Genomic DNA, 16,297 nt, shown 5'->3' with positions numbered 1-16,297 from the left:
TAGTAGTAATAGTAAGAGTGTAGGGCGGCATACATCCGCCCTACACGATATTATTAGTTAGCTTTCTCGATGTAAATGGGGATCATGCGATCGTCCAGATCCAGCTCCAGCGTCGGGGTGAAGGCGCTCTTCTCCTCGAGGGAGACGGCCTGCACTTCCTTAGCGATGTACGAGCCATATACTGCGAGGACTCGATGGAGTTCCTCGTCCTCAGGCAGGGTGACGAGCACCTTGTCGCTGACCTCGAAGCCCGACTGCTTGCGCAGATTCTGAATGCGATTGACCAGCTCACGAGCCATACCTTCGAGACGGAGCTCTTCGGTGATGGTGATATCTAGAGCAATGGTCAGGGTGCCTTCGTTAGCGACCAGCCAGCCTGGGATGTCCTCTGAATAGATATCGACATCGTCTCTGAGGATGGTCACGGGGCTTCCCTCGACGGTGAAGTCGATCTGCCCCGTACGCTCGATGGTAGCGATCTGCTCCTGTGAGAACTCTGCTACTGCTGCTGCGATGGCCTTCATGATCTTGCCATAGCGGGGGCCAAGCTTCTTGAAGTCGGGTTTGATGCGCTTGACGAGGATGCCTTCGCCGTCGGTGACGAACTGCAGTTCCTTGAGGTTCACCTCGCTTAGGATCAGAGGCACGACGGGCAGGATAGCCTGATGATCCTCTTCGCTTGTCACGGGGATCATGAGGCGCTGCAGAGGCTGACGCACCTTGATGTTCACCTTGCGTCTCAGGGCAAGGACCATAGAGCAGATGCTCTGCGCTAGGTGCATGCTGCGCTCCAGTGCTTCGTTGATCTCGCTGCGGTTAGCCTTGGGGAAGTCCGCCAGATGCACCGAATGCTCGGTAGCGTTGGTGCCACAGCTTACGAGGTCTCGGTAGAGCTGATCGGCATAGAAGGGCGCAATGGGTGCCATGAGCTTAGCCACGGTGACCAGACAGGTGTAGAGCGTCTGGTAAGCCGAGAGCTTATCCGTAGTCATCTCACCAGCCCAGAAGCGACGACGAGAGAGACGCACGTACCAGTTGCTCAGCTGCTCCGAGACAAAGTCCCCGATGGCACGAGCGGCACGAGTAGGTTCGTAGTCCTCTAGGTCGCTATCGACTTCGAGTATGAGGCTGTTGAGGGTAGAGAGGATCCAGCGGTCGATCTCTGGACGCTCTTCGTAGGGGATCGCTTCGCTTGCCGTGGGGTCGAAGGCATCGAGGTTGGCATAGAGAGCGAAGAACTGATAGGTATTGTAGAGCGTAGCGAAGAACTTACGACGCACCTCATCAATCCCCTCGACATCGAACTTGAGATTGTCCCAAGGCGATGAGTTGCTGATCATGTACCAGCGCAGGGGATCGGAGCCATACTGACGGATGGTCTCGAAGGGATCGACAGCGTTGCCGAGGCGCTTGCTCATCTTGTTGCCGTTCTTATCCAGCACAAGACCGTTGGAGATGACCGCCTTGAAGCTGTTGGTACCTCGTACCATCGTGGCGATGGCGTGCAGCGTGAAGAACCATCCTCGTGTCTGGTCTACCCCCTCGGCGATGAAGTCTGCTGGGAAGGCACGACCACTGTCGAGGAGCTCCTTATTCTCAAAGGGATAGTGTAGCTGAGCAAACGGCATAGCACCTGAGTCGAACCACACGTCGATGAGGTCGGTCTCACGGTACATGGGCTTACCCGAAGGCGAGCAAAGGATGATGTCGTCTACATAGGGACGGTGCAGATCGATCTTGTCGTAGTTCTCCTTGGTGTAGAGCCCTGGGGTGAAGTCCTTCCAAGGGTTCTCCTTCATCAGCCCTGCGCTGACGGCCTGCTCGATAGCTTGGTAGAGCTCTTCGACCGAAGAGATACAGAGCTCCTCACGACCGTCCTCGGTGCGCCAGATGGGCAGGGGTGTCCCCCAGTAGCGGCTACGGGAGAGGTTCCAGTCTTGGAGGTTCTCCAGCCACTTACCGAAGCGTCCTGTACCGGTGCTTTCGGGCTTCCAGTTGATGGTATCGTTTAGGCGCATCATCTCCTCACGACAAGCAGTGGTGCGGATGAACCAGCTGTCGAGCGGATAGTAAAGTACGGGCTTGTCGGTACGCCAGCAGTGGGGGTAGGAGTGGACATACTTCTCGATCTTGAAGGCACGACCCTCCTGCTTGAGCTGCATGGCGATCGTCACGTCGAGGGTCTCATCCTCCTCGGTGAGGCTGTCGTCGTAAGCGTTCTTGACGTAGCGACCTGCATAGGCTCCGTAGCGCTCGACATCGACAAAGTCCTTGACGAAGCTAGGGTCTAGGTCCTCCAGACGGAAGAGGCGACCCGTCATATCGACCATAGGACGAAGGTTGCCATCCTTATCTAGGACGGTGAGGCCAGCGATACTACTCGCCTTGGCGACCTTGTTGTCGTCCGCCCCGAAGGTAGGGGCGATATGTACGATCCCCGTACCGTCGACGGTGGTGACGAAGTCCCCTGCGATGACACGGAAGGCATCGCCGTCGGGGCGCATCCAGGGCAGGAGCTGCTCGTAGCGCATGTCTACAAGCTCCTTCCCCTTCCATTCGGCGACGATGAGGTAAGGGAGCTTCTTGTCTCCTGGCTGATATGCCTCGAGGGCTTCTTGTCCTTCGTGCTCCTTGCTGAAGAGCGTGTGCAGGAGGGCACGAGCAACAACTGCCGTGATGGGGCTACCCGTGTAGGGGTTGAAGGAGCGCACAGCCACATAGTCGATCTCGGGACCGACGCAGAGGGCGGTGTTGGAGGGGAGGGTCCAAGGGGTCGTCGTCCAAGCGAGGAAGACGGGGTCGCCGTGCCCAAGGAGCTCGGCACGAGGCTCAAGGATGCGGAACTGCGCCACGCAGGTCGTGTCCTTGACATCTCGGTAGCAGCCAGGCTGGTTGAGCTCGTGGGTGCTTAGCCCCGTCCCTGCGGCAGGGGAGTAGGGCTGGATGGTGTAGCCCTTATAGAGCAGACCCTTCTTGTAGATCTGGCTGAGCAGATACCAGAGGGTCTCGATATAGCGATTGTCGTAGGTGATATAGGGGTGCTCCATGTCCACCCAGTAGCCCATGAGGCGAGTGAGTTCCTCCCACTCGTGGGTGTACTTCATCACCTCACGGCGACAAGCAGCATTATATTCGTCGACGCTGATCTTCTTGCCGATGTCCTCCTTGGTGATACCGAGGGATTTCTCGACACCGAGCTCTACGGGCAGACCGTGGGTATCCCATCCGGCCTTACGATCGACACGGAAGCCCTTCATCGTCTTGTAGCGGCAGAAGATATCCTTGATCGAGCGTGCCATGACGTGGTGAATACCTGGCATCCCATTGGCGGAGGGAGGGCCTTCATAGAAGACGAATGAGGGTGCTCCTTCACGCAGGGCAAGGCTACGGGCAAAGAGGTCTTCCTCCTGCCATTGGTCTAGGACCTTCTGATTGATTCCCGAGAGCTGAAGGCTATCGTATTCAGGGAACTTGTGGCTCATACAGCGTACCTATCTTATATATTCGTATCAAGGGGGAGGCGGTGAGGGGCACCGATACTCCACCCTCAAGGTAGTTCAAAAAACGGTACAAAGATACATTTTTACCCCCTATGTTTGTCCCTCAGCCTCAGAGCCGTCCGAAGTCCTACCCCCGAGGAGCGGAGCGCCCGCCTAGCGATGTGCTTCTGTAGGGTGCTCGAGGGGATGTCTCGGCGACCTACGGTAGGTCGCCGAAAAAACCTACTGTGGGTCGCATCGACGACCTACCGTGGGTCGGTCAGGCGACCCACAGTAGGTTTTTTTGAGCCCCTTCCCAAGGGGGCGCTTAGAGCGGGCTAGTAGCGCCTTTTGGCTAACTTTGTACCACGACCTCCAAAACTCAAATTCTATCTAGATGATTGCTTACCTCCGAGGTGCCTATACCGAACTTACTCCCACAGCCGTGCTCGTCGAGTGCGCAGGTGTGGGCTATGCCGTAGCTATCTCCCTGACGACCTATACCGCCCTGACGGGGCAGAAAGAGGGCAAGATCCTCATCACCGAGGTGATCCGTGAGGATGCCCATCTGCTCTATGGCTTCGCTACGCGTGCCGAGCAGGAGCTCTTCCGCCATCTGATGACCGTCTCGGGTGTCGGGCCCAATACGGCACGGATCATCCTCAGTTCGTATCCCCCGCATGAGCTGAATAGCATCATCACACTGGGGCAGATCGAGCCCCTCAAGGCTATTAAGGGTATTGGCCTCAAGACCGCTCAACGCATCCTCGTAGACCTACGAGGCAAGCTCCCTCCCCTAGAGGAAACGGGCGAAGTCGCCACTACGATCCCGACCTCGACGACCCGTGGCCGTGTCCAGCCCCTCGATACTGCTACTCCCGACGAAGCTGTGAGCGCTCTGAAGATGCTCGGCTATCCCGAAGCGGCGGCGCTCAAGGTCGTCCGTCAGCTCATCGCCTCAGACCCCACGATTCGGGTCGAGGACTTGATCAAGCAGAGTCTCAAGCTCCTTTAGAAGCCGTGGGCACGGAGGGAGTGAGCACCAGACTGAGGCGCTGGGTGGGGAGCTTACTCCTCGCTCTATCCTTGGGTGCACCGCTCTTAGCCCAGCGGTTGAATGCCCCTTTCGTAGCCGACTCCGTGGGGCTAAGTGCTTCGCCCCTAGAGACCCGCTTCGTCTATGACCCCAAGACGGGGCTCTACCTCTATACGACCTTCGTCGGTGGGAAGCCCCTCGGCACTCCCATCCCTTACACCTACGCCGAATACCTCCGCTACCAAGAGCGTCGGGAGCAGAGTCGCTACTGGGATCAGCTCTATCTGAAGAGTAAGCAGGCGGGGGAAGCAAAGCGCCTAGCCTCCCTTGGCTCTCGCGAAGAGCGGGGGCTCGGCGCTCGTCTCTTCGGTCCAGGTGGACTGAAGCTCCGCCTGCAGGGGACGGCAGAGCTCTCGGCAGGCCTCAAGTCCACCCGCTCCGACAATCCCGCTCTTCCTCAGCGGGCACGAAGGCATACCTTCTTTGACTTCGACGAGAAGATCCAAGCAGGAGTGCAGGCTTCGCTCGGGACGAAGCTGCACTTCGATATGAACTACAACACCGCTTCGACCTTCGACTTCGATGCGAAGAAGCTGCGTCTGACCTTCGAGGGGGGCGAAGATGATATCATCAAACTGATCGAGGCGGGGCAAGTATCACTGCAGCCGAAGAATTCCCTCATCAGCGGGGGCGGGACACTCTTTGGTGTCCATACCAAGCTCCAGTTGGGCCGCCTCGAGGCCGACCTCATCGTCAGCCAGCAGCGCACGGAGAGCCGCCGAGCTACGAGTAGGGGCGGGGAGCAGACGGAGCGGTTTGAGTTCTCAGCCTCTAGCTATGATGCTCAGCGACACTTTTTCCTAGGGGATTTCTTCCGAGGGCAGTATGACCGAGCCCTCAGTAGCCTACCTTATGTTCGCTCTTCGGTACAGATCACTCGGCTGGAGGTGTGGGTGACGAACCGAAGGGGACGCTTCGATGATGCCCGAGATCTCCTAGCGCTCGTGGATCTGGGGGAGCCTCACAGGGTGCACAACGCTGGCATACGTCTTGCCTCCCCTCAGCGCCCTGTCCCCCAGAACGAGGCCAATAGCCTCTACCAAGACCTTACCTCGCTGCCCAGCTTGAGGCAGAGCGCTGGGATCACCGCAGGACTCAGTGCTTTCGCAGGGGGCATACACCCGCTACGACCCGCCCTCGACTATGAGAAGATCGAGAGCGCTCGACGCTTAGCCTCCACCGACTATACCCTGAATAGTGCCCTCGGGTACATCAGCCTCTCCGCTCCCCTTGCTTCCGATGAAGTCCTCGCCGTAGCCTATGAGTTCACCTACGAGGGCAAGGTCTATCGGGTAGGCGAATTCTCCTCTGATCGCCCCGATGCTTCCTCGTCCGTCCTCTTCGTCAAGCTCCTCAAAGGGACGGATATGACTCCCGTTGCTCCCGCTTGGTCGCTGATGATGCGCAATGTCTACCGCCTCGGTGCTGGGGTGAGGGATGTACAAGCACAGGGCTTCAAGCTCGAGGTGCTCTACCGAGACGATGCTGTGGGTCGAGCCCTGCCTTATCTACCAGAAGGTCCACTCAAGGGGAAGCCTCTCCTCTCGGTGCTCGGACTGGATCGTCTGGACAGTCGAGGGGAGGCACGTGCCGATGGACGCTTTGACTTCGTCGAAGGCTATACAGTGCGCTCAAGTGAAGGGCTCCTCTTCTTCCCTACCGTCGAGCCCTTCGGTGCGACACTTGCCGATGCCTTGGGTTCGGGCTCGTGGCAGGCTCGCTATGCCTTCCCCGAGCTCTATAGCTCTACCCCTGTCGAAGCCACGAAGCATGCCGAGAAGAATAAGTACTACCTCCGAGGCGAGTATCGGGCTACCTCCGCTGGGGAGATCTCGCTCGGGACGGTGAATGTCGCCCCAGGCTCGGTGCGTGTCACCGCTGGTGGCTCGCTCCTGACTGAAGGCTCCGACTACAGCGTCGACTACCTCGCTGGGAAGGTGAAGATCCTCAATCAGCAACTCCTCTCCACCAAGACACCCATCGACGTGAGCCTGCAGGGTGGGACAGGAGCGAACCTACAGCGTAAGACGATGATCGGGGTGGATCTCGGGTATAACTTCTCTAAGGACTTCCGTCTGGGAGCGACGCTGATGCACCTCTCCGAGCTCCCTCTCTCGACGAAGGTGGCCCTAGGCGAGGAGAGCATGAAGAACACCATGTGGGGAGCTAACCTCAGCTATCAGACCAAGTCCCCAGCACTGACACGCCTCCTGAATAAGCTCCCCTTCCTTGATCTCAGTCAGCCTGCTTCCTTCAGCCTCTCGGCAGAGGTAGCCCAACTCATCCCTGGGCACTACGAGAATAGATATACCCGTGGTAATAGCTACCTCGATGACTTCGAGTCCTCCCGTAGCTCCATTGATCTCTTGAGTCCCTTTGGCTGGCATCTGGCCTCGACTCCCCAGACGCTCTTCCCCGAAGGTGCTGCACCGACGGACTACCTCCGCTATGGGGAGCGTCGAGCTCGGATCGCTTGGTTCACCATCGACCCGCTCTTCACTCGGGAGCGCAGTGCCTATACCCCCGCCTACATACGCAATAGCCCTGATCTGGTGAGTCGTCACCTAGTGCGTGAGATCCCTTCGTCGGAGCTCTACCCCTACAAGGATATCAATGTCAGTCAGCCGAGCTACCTGCCGACCCTTTCGCTGAGCTACTACCCCGAGGAGCTCGGTCCCTATAACCTCAATGCCGCTTCGCTCCTGCCGACGGGACGCATCCAAGACCCTAAGCGCAGCTGGGCCGGTATCATGCGCAGGATCGACCAAGCGGACTTCGAGGCAGCGAACATCGAGTACATCGAGTTCTGGCTCATGGATCCTTTCGCCGACGAGCTCTCGAAGGAGGGTCTTCGGGGGGGCGATCTGTACATCAATCTCGGCGATATCTCTGAGGACATCCTACGAGACGGGAAGAAGTTCTATGAGAATGGGCTTCCCCTCACCCCTTCGGCAGGGGCGGTGGAAGAGACTCCTTGGGGAAGAGTTCCTCTACGACCTAGTGTCGGCTACTCCTTCGACAACGCTGCAGGAGCTCGGGAGAAGCAGGATGTCGGCCTCAACGGGCTATCGACCGAGGAGGAGAAGCGCCACCCGAGCTACACGGCCTTCGTCAGTGCCCTCACGGCTCGGCTAGCACCAGAGACTCGGGCACGCTGGCAGGCCGATCCCTTCAGCCCACTGAATGATCCTGCGGGGGACGACTACCACCACTATCGGGGGGCGGACTATGATGCTGCCCAGCTCCCGATACTGGAGCGATACAAGCGCTACAACGGCACCGAAGGCAATTCGTCCGAGCAGACAGGAGGTGATGGCTATAGTCTGGCCGCTGCGGTTAGCCCCGATGTCGAGGATGTGAATGGCGACTACAATCTCAATGAGCTCAACCGCTACCTCGAGTACAGGATCTCGCTTCGTCCCGAGGACCTCAAGGCGGGGCACAACTTCATCGTCAGTGAGCGTCGGGTGGAGGCACGCCTAAGGAATGGGAAGACTTCGCCCGTGACGTGGTATCAGTTCAAGGTACCGCTCCGCTCCCATTCGGCTCGTATCGGAGGCGGGGCAGACCTCAGGAGTATCCGCTTCATGCGCCTCTACCTCACCGACTTCGATAGGGAGACTCAGCTCCGCTTCGGCTCGCTTCGTCTGGTGCGGGGCGACTGGCGAGCCTACGAAGGGGCACTTGATGAGACGAGCCCCGCTCCCTCGCCTCAGACGGAGCTCTCTGTCTCGTCGGTCAATATCGAGGAGCACGCTGACCGCACCCCCGTGAGCTATGTCGTCCCCCCAGGGGTATCTCGTAGCCTCGATGCCGAGGGCGGGCAAAGTCTCCAGCAGAATGAACAAGCCCTTTCGCTCCGGCTCTCCTCGCTCCCCTCGGGTGATGCCCGTGCTGTCTATCGTCTGGTGCAGTACGACCTCAGACGCTACCGCAGGCTACAGCTCTTCGCCCATGCCGAGGAGCTCCTAGGCGACCTCTCGGGGCTGAAGGATGGCGACTTCACGCTCTTCGTGCGTCTGGGATCAGACGCGACGCAGAACTACTACGAGTATTCCCTCCCCCTCGTCCTCACGCCCGCTGGACGCTACAGCACGAATAGCCCCAGTGACCGAGCCCGTGTCTGGCCGACGGAGAATTACCTAGATCTTGCCCTCGACAAGCTCGTGGCGCTCAAGCGGGAGCGCAATACCGCTCTGGCGCTCGCTGGCGGGGGCGCTTCGCTCTACCGCCTCTTCTCCCGCCCCGATGCCGACCAGCCTCAGCGCAAGCTCTCGGTCCTAGGCAATCCTTCGCTCTCCAACGTGCGCACCCTCCTCATCGGCGTGCGCAATAGCTCGGGAGTGACTCGCAGTGTCGAGGTCTGGGTCAATGAGCTCCGTGTCGGGGACTACCATGAAGAGACGGGCTGGGCAGGCCATGTGCAGTCGACCCTGCAGCTGGCGGAGCTCGGTACGGCTAGCCTCAGGGCTCAGTACATGTCAGCGGGCTTCGGGGCGATCGATGTGCCTCTCTCGGGGCGGACGATGGAGAGTCGTCGCTCGGTGCACTTCTCCTCGAATGCGGAGCTGGGGCAGCTCCTTCCCGCTAAGGCCAAGGTCAGTCTTCCCCTCTACTACTCGCTCTCGGACGAAGTCCTCACGCCCGAGTACAACCCGCTGGACGAAGATGTGCTTCTCTCCGATGCCCTCCGCTCGCTCCCGAGACGGGAGCAGCGAGATTCGCTCCGAGCACGCACCATCACCCACCGCCGAAGCCAAGGCCTAGCGATCTCCAATGCTTCTCTAGGGATCCGCTCCCGAGTGCCTATGCCCTACGACCCAGCGAACCTATCCTTCTCCTACGAGCGGAACACCTCCCTCGACGAGACCCCCGACATCGAGTACAGCCGTCATCTGGACTGGCAGGCTGCGGTGCGCTACGACTACGCCCCCACCTTCCGCCCCCTCACTCCCTTCGGACAGCTGCGAGGGAAGAGCCCGTGGGCGAACTGGCTCCGCGGGTGGAGCTTCACCCCGTGGCCCGCTCGCCTGCATCTAGAGACCTCGATGCTCCGACGCTATGACGAAGAGCAGATGCGTAGCCTCGGGGGGGCATTGGAGGGCGAACGACTGCCTGCGACCTTCGCCCAGCAGTTCCTCTGGAATCGTAAGCTCAGCCTCACGTGGTCGCCGATGACTTCGCTGACGCTCACCTTCGCCTCGGGCACGGATGCACGTATCGAGGAGCCTCATCTGCAGGTGAACCAAGCGCTCAACCCCGACGGCTGGCGCATCTGGCAGGATTCGGTCAGTCGTAGCATCCGTGAGGGAGGCACGCCCGTGCACTACGGGCAGAATGCCAGCCTCACCTACCAGCTCCCTACCGCCCTCATCGCCCCGCTCTCGTTCGTGACCTCCCAGCTGACCTACAGCAGTGCCTACACTTGGGATCGTGGTGCTCAGGTACCTGATGTATCGCTTCCCGTGGCGCATGCCCTCTCCAGCCAAGGAAGCCTCGAGTCTACCTCCCAGCTCCAGCTGAGGCAGCTCTACCAGAAGATCCCCTACTTCGCCCGTCTGGAGCGGAAGTTCGCCAGCGCTCCCTCGGCCTCGCTTCCCTCTCGGAAGAAGAAAGCCCCACGAGTAAGTCAAGAGCCTTGGGGCGAAGAGGTGCTTGACCGCCTCGTCTATACCCTCTTGATGGTGAAGGATCTAGCCCTGACCTATCGGGATACGAAGAGCACCAACCTCGGTGGCTTCCTCCCCTTGATACGCTCCGTGGGAGGGCAAGGCCGTTCGGGTGGAATGCTCTCTCCAGGGCTTGCCTTTGCCTTCGGTCTGAGTGATGTGGACTTCATCGACAGGCTTGCCGATCGGGGCGATCTCTTGATGACGACGGAGCACTTGACCCCCGGAGTCTTCTCCGAGACCCGTACCGTGGATGTGCGGGCGACACTCCAGCCTCTCAGGGATCTCTCCATCACCCTCTCAGCCAATCATACCCGTACCGACCGCACGGAGGTACAATATATGTATCGGGGTCGCCCTCGCCTCTATGGGGGAGACTTCACGATGACGACCATCGGGCTGAGGGGCTTCTTCGCCCCCTTGCGTGCTACCGAGGGCTATGCCTCGGAGACGTTCGAGCGCTTCCTCTCGGCTCGCTCCCGCCTTGCCCAGCGCCAGCGTCAGAGCTTCGTCTCCTCAGTAGGGACGACGCTGGAGGAGAACGCTCCCGCCGTGCTCATCCCAGCCTTCCGCATGGCCTACACCCAAGCGGGCGATGTCTCCAGCGTCAGTCTCCGTGCGCTGCCTTCGCTCCTAGGGATGCTCCCGAACTGGTCCGTCAGCTACACGGGACTCTCTCGCCTCCCCGCCCTCAAGAAGTACTTCCGCTCCGTGACCCTCAGACATATCTATCGGGCGACCTATACCGTGGGGGACTTCTCCTCCTTCACGGGCTGGCAGGGCTCGGATCCCGAGGGGCTCGGTCTCGTGGAGGCCCCTGCCTCGGATGGCTCTTCCCCCGCCTCCTCTCGCCTCAGCTACGCCTATGATATTCCTTCGGTAGCCCTGCAGGAGAGCTTCTTCCCCCTAGCGGGACTCGATCTCATCTGGCATAATGGTCTCGGGATGTCTGCCCAGTGGCGACGCAGTCGAGGCCTCGTGCTCAACCTCTCGGCCTCCAGCCTCATCGAATCCTCTTCCAACGAGCTCACGCTCGGACTGAACTATAAGATCGCCGACCTCGCCCAGCTCCTTCGCCCCCAGCCCCGCCGTCGTCGTCGGAGCACGAAGCCTACCGAAGCCTCTGCCACCGCCCGAGGGCTTACTCTGAGAGGCGAATACAGCTACCGTCGTACCCTCACCCTCATCCGCAGGATTCAGGAAGGCTATGCGCAGGCGACGGCAGGCCTCGTAGACCAGCGTCTGAGACTCAGTGCGGAGTACGATCTGAGTCGCCTGCTCGGGCTAAGCGCTTACTACGAGTACAGCCGCAATGTACCTCTGGTAAGTACCTACTCCTTCCCCATCGCCACCACTTCCTTCGGTGTGTCACTACGGATCAGTCTCTCGAACTGATCCCCAGCTCGAGGCACTACTACTCCCTCTCCCGAGGCACTACTGCTGCCTCGAGGGAGGGACTACTAGTGCCTCCAAAGAGGTGAAAATACTACCCCCAGCGAGGAGCTCTCGTGGCTTGTGTGGGGGAGGTGTTGCTCCGAAGGAAAAATCGCTACTTTTGCTTCAGAGATAGCTCACCTTCAATATCTTCACCTTGCATACTCCTTACTCCTTCCACCCCATGAGACGACTCCTACTTACCTTAGCCTTCCTCCTCTCGTGCCTCATGAGCTATGCCCAGCGCCCCGCTTCGGTCTTCGTCGAGGGGACGCTCCTGAATAGCTCCGATCGCACACCCCTTGCAGGCCTTGTCGTGACGCTGTCCCCGACGGATATGCCTGATCCTTCTTCCCCCTACCAAGCATTGACTAGCGAGAGCGGCTACTTCTCTATCTATGCTCCCTCAGGGAACTACTACCTCAAGGTCTCCTATCAAGGTCTTAGTAGGATCGTCCACCCCGTGCGGACCATCGGTGAGAAGCCCGTGAAGCTCGAGCCCATCCTCTTCGACCTCACGAAGGAGCTCCCTGGGGTCGAGGTCAAGGCTCCCGCCCTGCAGGTGCACTACGACGGTACTAACCAAGTCTTCACCCCAAGCTCGCTCGCCCGAGCCAAGGGAGGGAACCTCCTCGATGGCCTTCGCTTCATCCCTGGCGTTCAGCTCCTAGGTGATGAGCGACTCGTGCTCTACGGCTTCTCCGACCTCCTCGTCTATGTCGATGACCGCCCCTTGCGCATGAGCCGAGAGGAGCAGCTTACCTACCTCCAGTCCATCCCGCTTGATGCCCTGGCCTCGGTCGAACTGATACGTGAGCCCAGCGGGCGCTATGCGGGTGTCACTTCCCCTATCCTCAATATCCGCCTGAGGCGCTCGGGGACATCGGGCCTGCAGGGCTATAGCTTCGGAGAGCTCGTCACACGGCGCAGTCTCTCTTGGCTCTTGGGCTCCCGCCTCATCTACACCGAGGGCAAGACCCAGACACACCTGTCCTATCAGCTAGCGGAGAAGCGGAGCGAAGAGACGACCACGCTCTTTGAGCGGATGAAGGATAGCCTCCTGCTTCGTCCTCGGCGCACCCACCGCTTCACCCTCGGGACGAACATCCAGCTCTCCCCCGCCAGCACCCTCGGGGCTAGCCTCATCGGGACACTAGCGAAGGAGCACCTCGAGAATGGCTGGCAGAGCACCAGCGACACCCGTACCGAGAGCCTCTACGGCACGCTCTGGCATGACTGGCGCACCGAAGGCCTCACCCTCAAGCTTACGCTCGAGGGGAGCTATGCTTCACTGAGTCAAGAGCGCCTTGTGCAAGCCGAATCGGTTCGCTACGCCGATACCGAGCGCTCGGGGCAGGTAGGGCTAGATGCTTCCGTACCTCTGGGGAGCCTCTGGGCCCTTGACCTCGGTGCTCAGGGCTATGGACTGAGCTATCGGGGCTCCTCACCCCGAGGTGATCTCCACTACGAGCTCACCGAGTCCAGCCTACGGGGCTACCTAGGGCTTCGCTACCAGACACGACCCTTCTCCGCTCGCTTCGGCCTTGCGGTCCAGAGGGACGAGCAGAGCCGAAAGCAAGAGCAGTGGAAGATCAAGTACCCCGATGCCTCACGTGGTGAGACCCACCTCCTGCCCTATGCTTCGCTCCGCTATCACCTCGGACACGATCAGGATCTGACCCTTGGAGTGAGATCGAGTTACCAACGGCCTGCCTTCCGAGATGTCGTCGGGGGAAGCCATCGAACGACCGAGTCTATTGCCCGAGAGGCGAACCTCAATCTACGTACCTCATACAGTTACCTCCTTCGTCTAGCCTACACCTATCGGGAGGCTGCTCTACTCGAGCTCTCCTACTCCGATACCCAGCGTCCCATCGTCGACCGCATCATGCTTCCTATGGGCGGGCCTATGGTCGTGGGACTACAGGGTGTCAACCTCGACTACTCCCGCTATCTGCGTCTTCTCTTGACCCTGCCACTACCGCTCATCCAGTCGGACGAGCTCAAGTGGTATGCTACGACCTATCTAGCGGGACAGCGACAGTGGGACCGAGGGTACCTCGACGGAGTCCTCTATAGCAAGGCCTTCACGGCAGGCTATCTCCAGCATACCCATCACCTTGATCTCCCGAAGGACTGGCACCTACAGCTAGGTGTGACCGCCTATAGCTCCCTCTACTACGGGCTCTTCGAGATGAGCCCCCAGTGGTGGACGGAGGCATCGGTGAGTCGACGCTTGGGCCCCTGGCGACTGAGCCTCTCTGCCTATGACCTCTTCAATACGAATGTGGCTCGGGGTGAGTATCGGGGTTATCCCTATGCGTTCAATTTCTCCCGCCAGTGGCATAGCCCACGCTTGGCTCTCGGGATCTCCTACAACTGGGGTCGTCGGGACACTAAGACCCGTCAGGGAAGAGAACGCCGCCTCACCGACGAGCGCCTCGGATCAGGCGCTAGCGAAGGCCTGCGTACCGAGCGCTAAGGGGCTTGCAGAGGCAGGTGCACTTCACGTAGTGCCCAGCTCCCGAGCTCTAGGAGAGTGGGGGAGAATAGCTACCTTTGTGGCGGTTGAATACATCTAATATAAGCATGACCACAGACGCTACACCCCTCACCCCGTTGCGCAAAGGGATCGCTGGAGTCCAGTACCTCTTCGTCGCCTTCGGGGCTACCGTCCTCGTCCCTCTGCTCGTAGGGCTCGATCCCTCGACCGCCCTCTTCTCCGCCGGTGTCGGCACCCTCATCTTCCATCTGGTGACCAAGGGCAAAGTGCCTATCTTCCTCGGAAGTAGCTTCGCCTTCATAGCACCGATCGTCAGTGCCACTGAGCTCTATGGGCTTAGTGGCGCACTCTTTGGATGCCTTGGTGTGAGTGCTGTCTACCTCATGATGTCGCTACTGATACGTCTCTTCGGTTTGCGCTTCATCTCCCGCCTCTTCCCCCCTGTCGTCATCGGGCCGATCATCATGCTCATCGGACTGTCGCTCTCGGGCTCAGCCGTCAAGATGACCCAGTCTAACTGGCTCCTAGCAGTGATCTCCCTCTCGACGGCGATCATCGTCACCCTCTATGCCCGAGGCATAGCACGGCTCATCCCGATCTTCCTAGGGATCATCGTCGGCTACATCGCTGACCTCCTCTTCTGCGAAGTGGATCTCGCTCCCATCGCCTCTGCTCCTTGGTTCTCCCTACCGAAGGTGATCCTCCCCGAGACCTTCTCATGGCAGCCCATCCTCTTCATGATCCCCGTGGCCATCGCTCCCGTGATCGAGCATATCGGGGACGTGTATGTCGTCAATAATGTCGCAGGTAAGAACTTCGTCAAGGACCCCGGTCTGCATCGGACGATGCTCGGGGATGGCCTCGCTTGCCTCTTCGCTTCGCTCGTCGGTGGGCCTCCCGTGACGACCTACTCCGAGGTCACGGGGGCGATGTCCCTGACGAAGATCACCGACCCCGTCGTCTTCCGCATAGCAGCCGTGACGGGGATCATCTTCTCCCTCGTGGGGAAGGTCAGTGCCCTCCTTAGAAGCATAGACCAAGCGATCCTCGGGGGGATCATGCTCCTCCTCTTCGGGACGATCGCTGGTGCAGGGATCTCCAGCCTACTGCAGAGCCGAGTCAATCTCGCCTCCTCACGCAACATCGTCATCATCTCCGTCACCCTCACCACGGGCATAGGCGGGGCGATCCTCTCCTTCGGCTCCTTCTCCCTCTCGGGTATTGGACTCTCTGCCCTCATCGCCGTCCTGCTCAATCTCCTGCTCCCCGAGCGTGCCGAGGATAAGCAGGGTACTTCCTCCTCCGAGCACACACACTAAACACTCCTCTACCTCATGCGCAAATTTTACCTCCTTGCCCTCACGGCTCTCGTGGCACTTGTAGGCCTTCGAGCTCAGAATGTCCAGCTTCACTACGACTTCGGTCGCTCGCTCTATAGCACCGAAGAGGCTCAGCGCCCCCGTCTCACCACTACAGTAGAGCTCTTCCGTCCTGACAGCTGGGGGAGCACCTTCTTCTTCGTAGATATGGACTACCGCCGCGAGGGCGTCACTTCGGCTTACTGGGAGATCTCTCGGGAATTTAAGCTCGGCAAAAGCCCTCTGGCACTGCATGTCGAGTACAACGGCGGACTAAGCAATCAGTTCTCCTACAAGAATGCTTATCTGGCTGGACTTACCTATGCTTGGAACAAGGTAGACTACACGGCGGGTATCACCTTCACCCCTATGTACAAGTACCTAGCTAAGCAGGATCGTCCCCATTCCTTCCAGCTGACGACGACTTGGTACCTGCACCTCGCTGGAGGGAAGGTTACCTTCCAAGGCTTCGCCGACCTCTGGGGGGATCGCCACCTCGTCACGGGTAAGGATAACCTCATCTTCATCTCAGAGCCTCAGCTGTGGCTCAACTTGAACAAGTTCGCAGGCATCGATCCTAAGTTCAACCTCAGTGTAGGTACGGAGTGGGAGATCAGCACGAACTTCGCCGTCCTCGACAAAACGGTCGTCAATCCGACGCTCGCCCTGAAGTGGACCTTCTAGCCTAGGGGCTTCGCCCTACCGTATCAGAGGGTTGCTCCTTACCGCATCTAAGGGCTGCTCCCTATAGTATCTAA

Annotated in this window: 6 protein-coding genes; 5 read left to right on the top strand and 1 reads right to left on the bottom strand. The window is 59.5% G+C overall.

Annotation, left to right across the window (positions count from 1 at the left end; genetic code table 11):
- Positions 1-53 precede the first annotated feature (53 nt).
- Positions 54-3,482, bottom strand: coding sequence for an isoleucine--tRNA ligase (gene ileS, locus Q0336_RS04855; protein ID WP_298526240.1), 3,429 nt, complete (start codon positions 3,480-3,482; stop codon positions 54-56).
- A gap of 394 nt (positions 3,483-3,876) precedes the next feature.
- Here ileS and ruvA point away from each other — a divergent pair, with 394 nt between their 5' ends.
- From ruvA to Q0336_RS04830, 5 genes are all read left to right on the top strand, one after another.
- Positions 3,877-4,494: a Holliday junction branch migration protein RuvA gene (gene ruvA / locus Q0336_RS04850; protein ID WP_298526238.1), complete on the top strand. Its 618-nt coding sequence runs from the start codon at positions 3,877-3,879 to the stop codon at positions 4,492-4,494.
- Positions 4,495-4,592: 98 nt separating this feature from the next.
- Positions 4,593-11,639, top strand: a complete 7,047-nt coding sequence (sprA, locus tag Q0336_RS04845) for a cell surface protein SprA (protein ID WP_298526236.1) — start codon at positions 4,593-4,595, stop codon at positions 11,637-11,639.
- A 223-nt stretch (positions 11,640-11,862) separates the two neighbouring features.
- Positions 11,863-14,160 (top strand): TonB-dependent receptor, encoded by a 2,298-nt coding sequence (locus Q0336_RS04840; protein ID WP_298526234.1) that lies wholly within the window; start codon positions 11,863-11,865, stop codon positions 14,158-14,160.
- A 107-nt stretch (positions 14,161-14,267) separates the two neighbouring features.
- Positions 14,268-15,500: a uracil-xanthine permease family protein gene (locus Q0336_RS04835; protein WP_298526232.1), complete on the top strand. Its 1,233-nt coding sequence runs from the start codon at positions 14,268-14,270 to the stop codon at positions 15,498-15,500.
- A gap of 15 nt (positions 15,501-15,515) precedes the next feature.
- A complete protein-coding gene (locus Q0336_RS04830; RefSeq protein WP_298526230.1) occupies positions 15,516-16,223 on the top strand; it encodes a DUF5020 family protein in 708 nt (235 codons plus the stop codon).
- Positions 16,224-16,297 lie beyond the last annotated feature (74 nt).

The organism is uncultured Porphyromonas sp. (assembly GCF_938039215.1).
Lineage (GTDB): Bacteria > Bacteroidota > Bacteroidia > Bacteroidales > Porphyromonadaceae > Porphyromonas.
This window is presented reverse-complemented; position numbering and strand designations above follow the sequence as displayed.

What these genes read in the sequence shown, in the direction of transcription:
- ileS (WP_298526240.1), bottom strand. Translation starts at nt 3,482, where the DNA reads ATGAGCCACAAGTTCCCTGAATACGATAGCCTTCAGCTCTCGGGAATC.
- ruvA (WP_298526238.1), top strand. Translation starts at nt 3,877, where the DNA reads ATGATTGCTTACCTCCGAGGTGCCTATACCGAACTTACTCCCACAGCC.
- Q0336_RS04840 (WP_298526234.1), top strand. Translation starts at nt 11,863, where the DNA reads ATGAGACGACTCCTACTTACCTTAGCCTTCCTCCTCTCGTGCCTCATG.
- Q0336_RS04835 (WP_298526232.1), top strand. Translation starts at nt 14,268, where the DNA reads ATGACCACAGACGCTACACCCCTCACCCCGTTGCGCAAAGGGATCGCT.
- Q0336_RS04830 (WP_298526230.1), top strand. Translation starts at nt 15,516, where the DNA reads ATGCGCAAATTTTACCTCCTTGCCCTCACGGCTCTCGTGGCACTTGTA.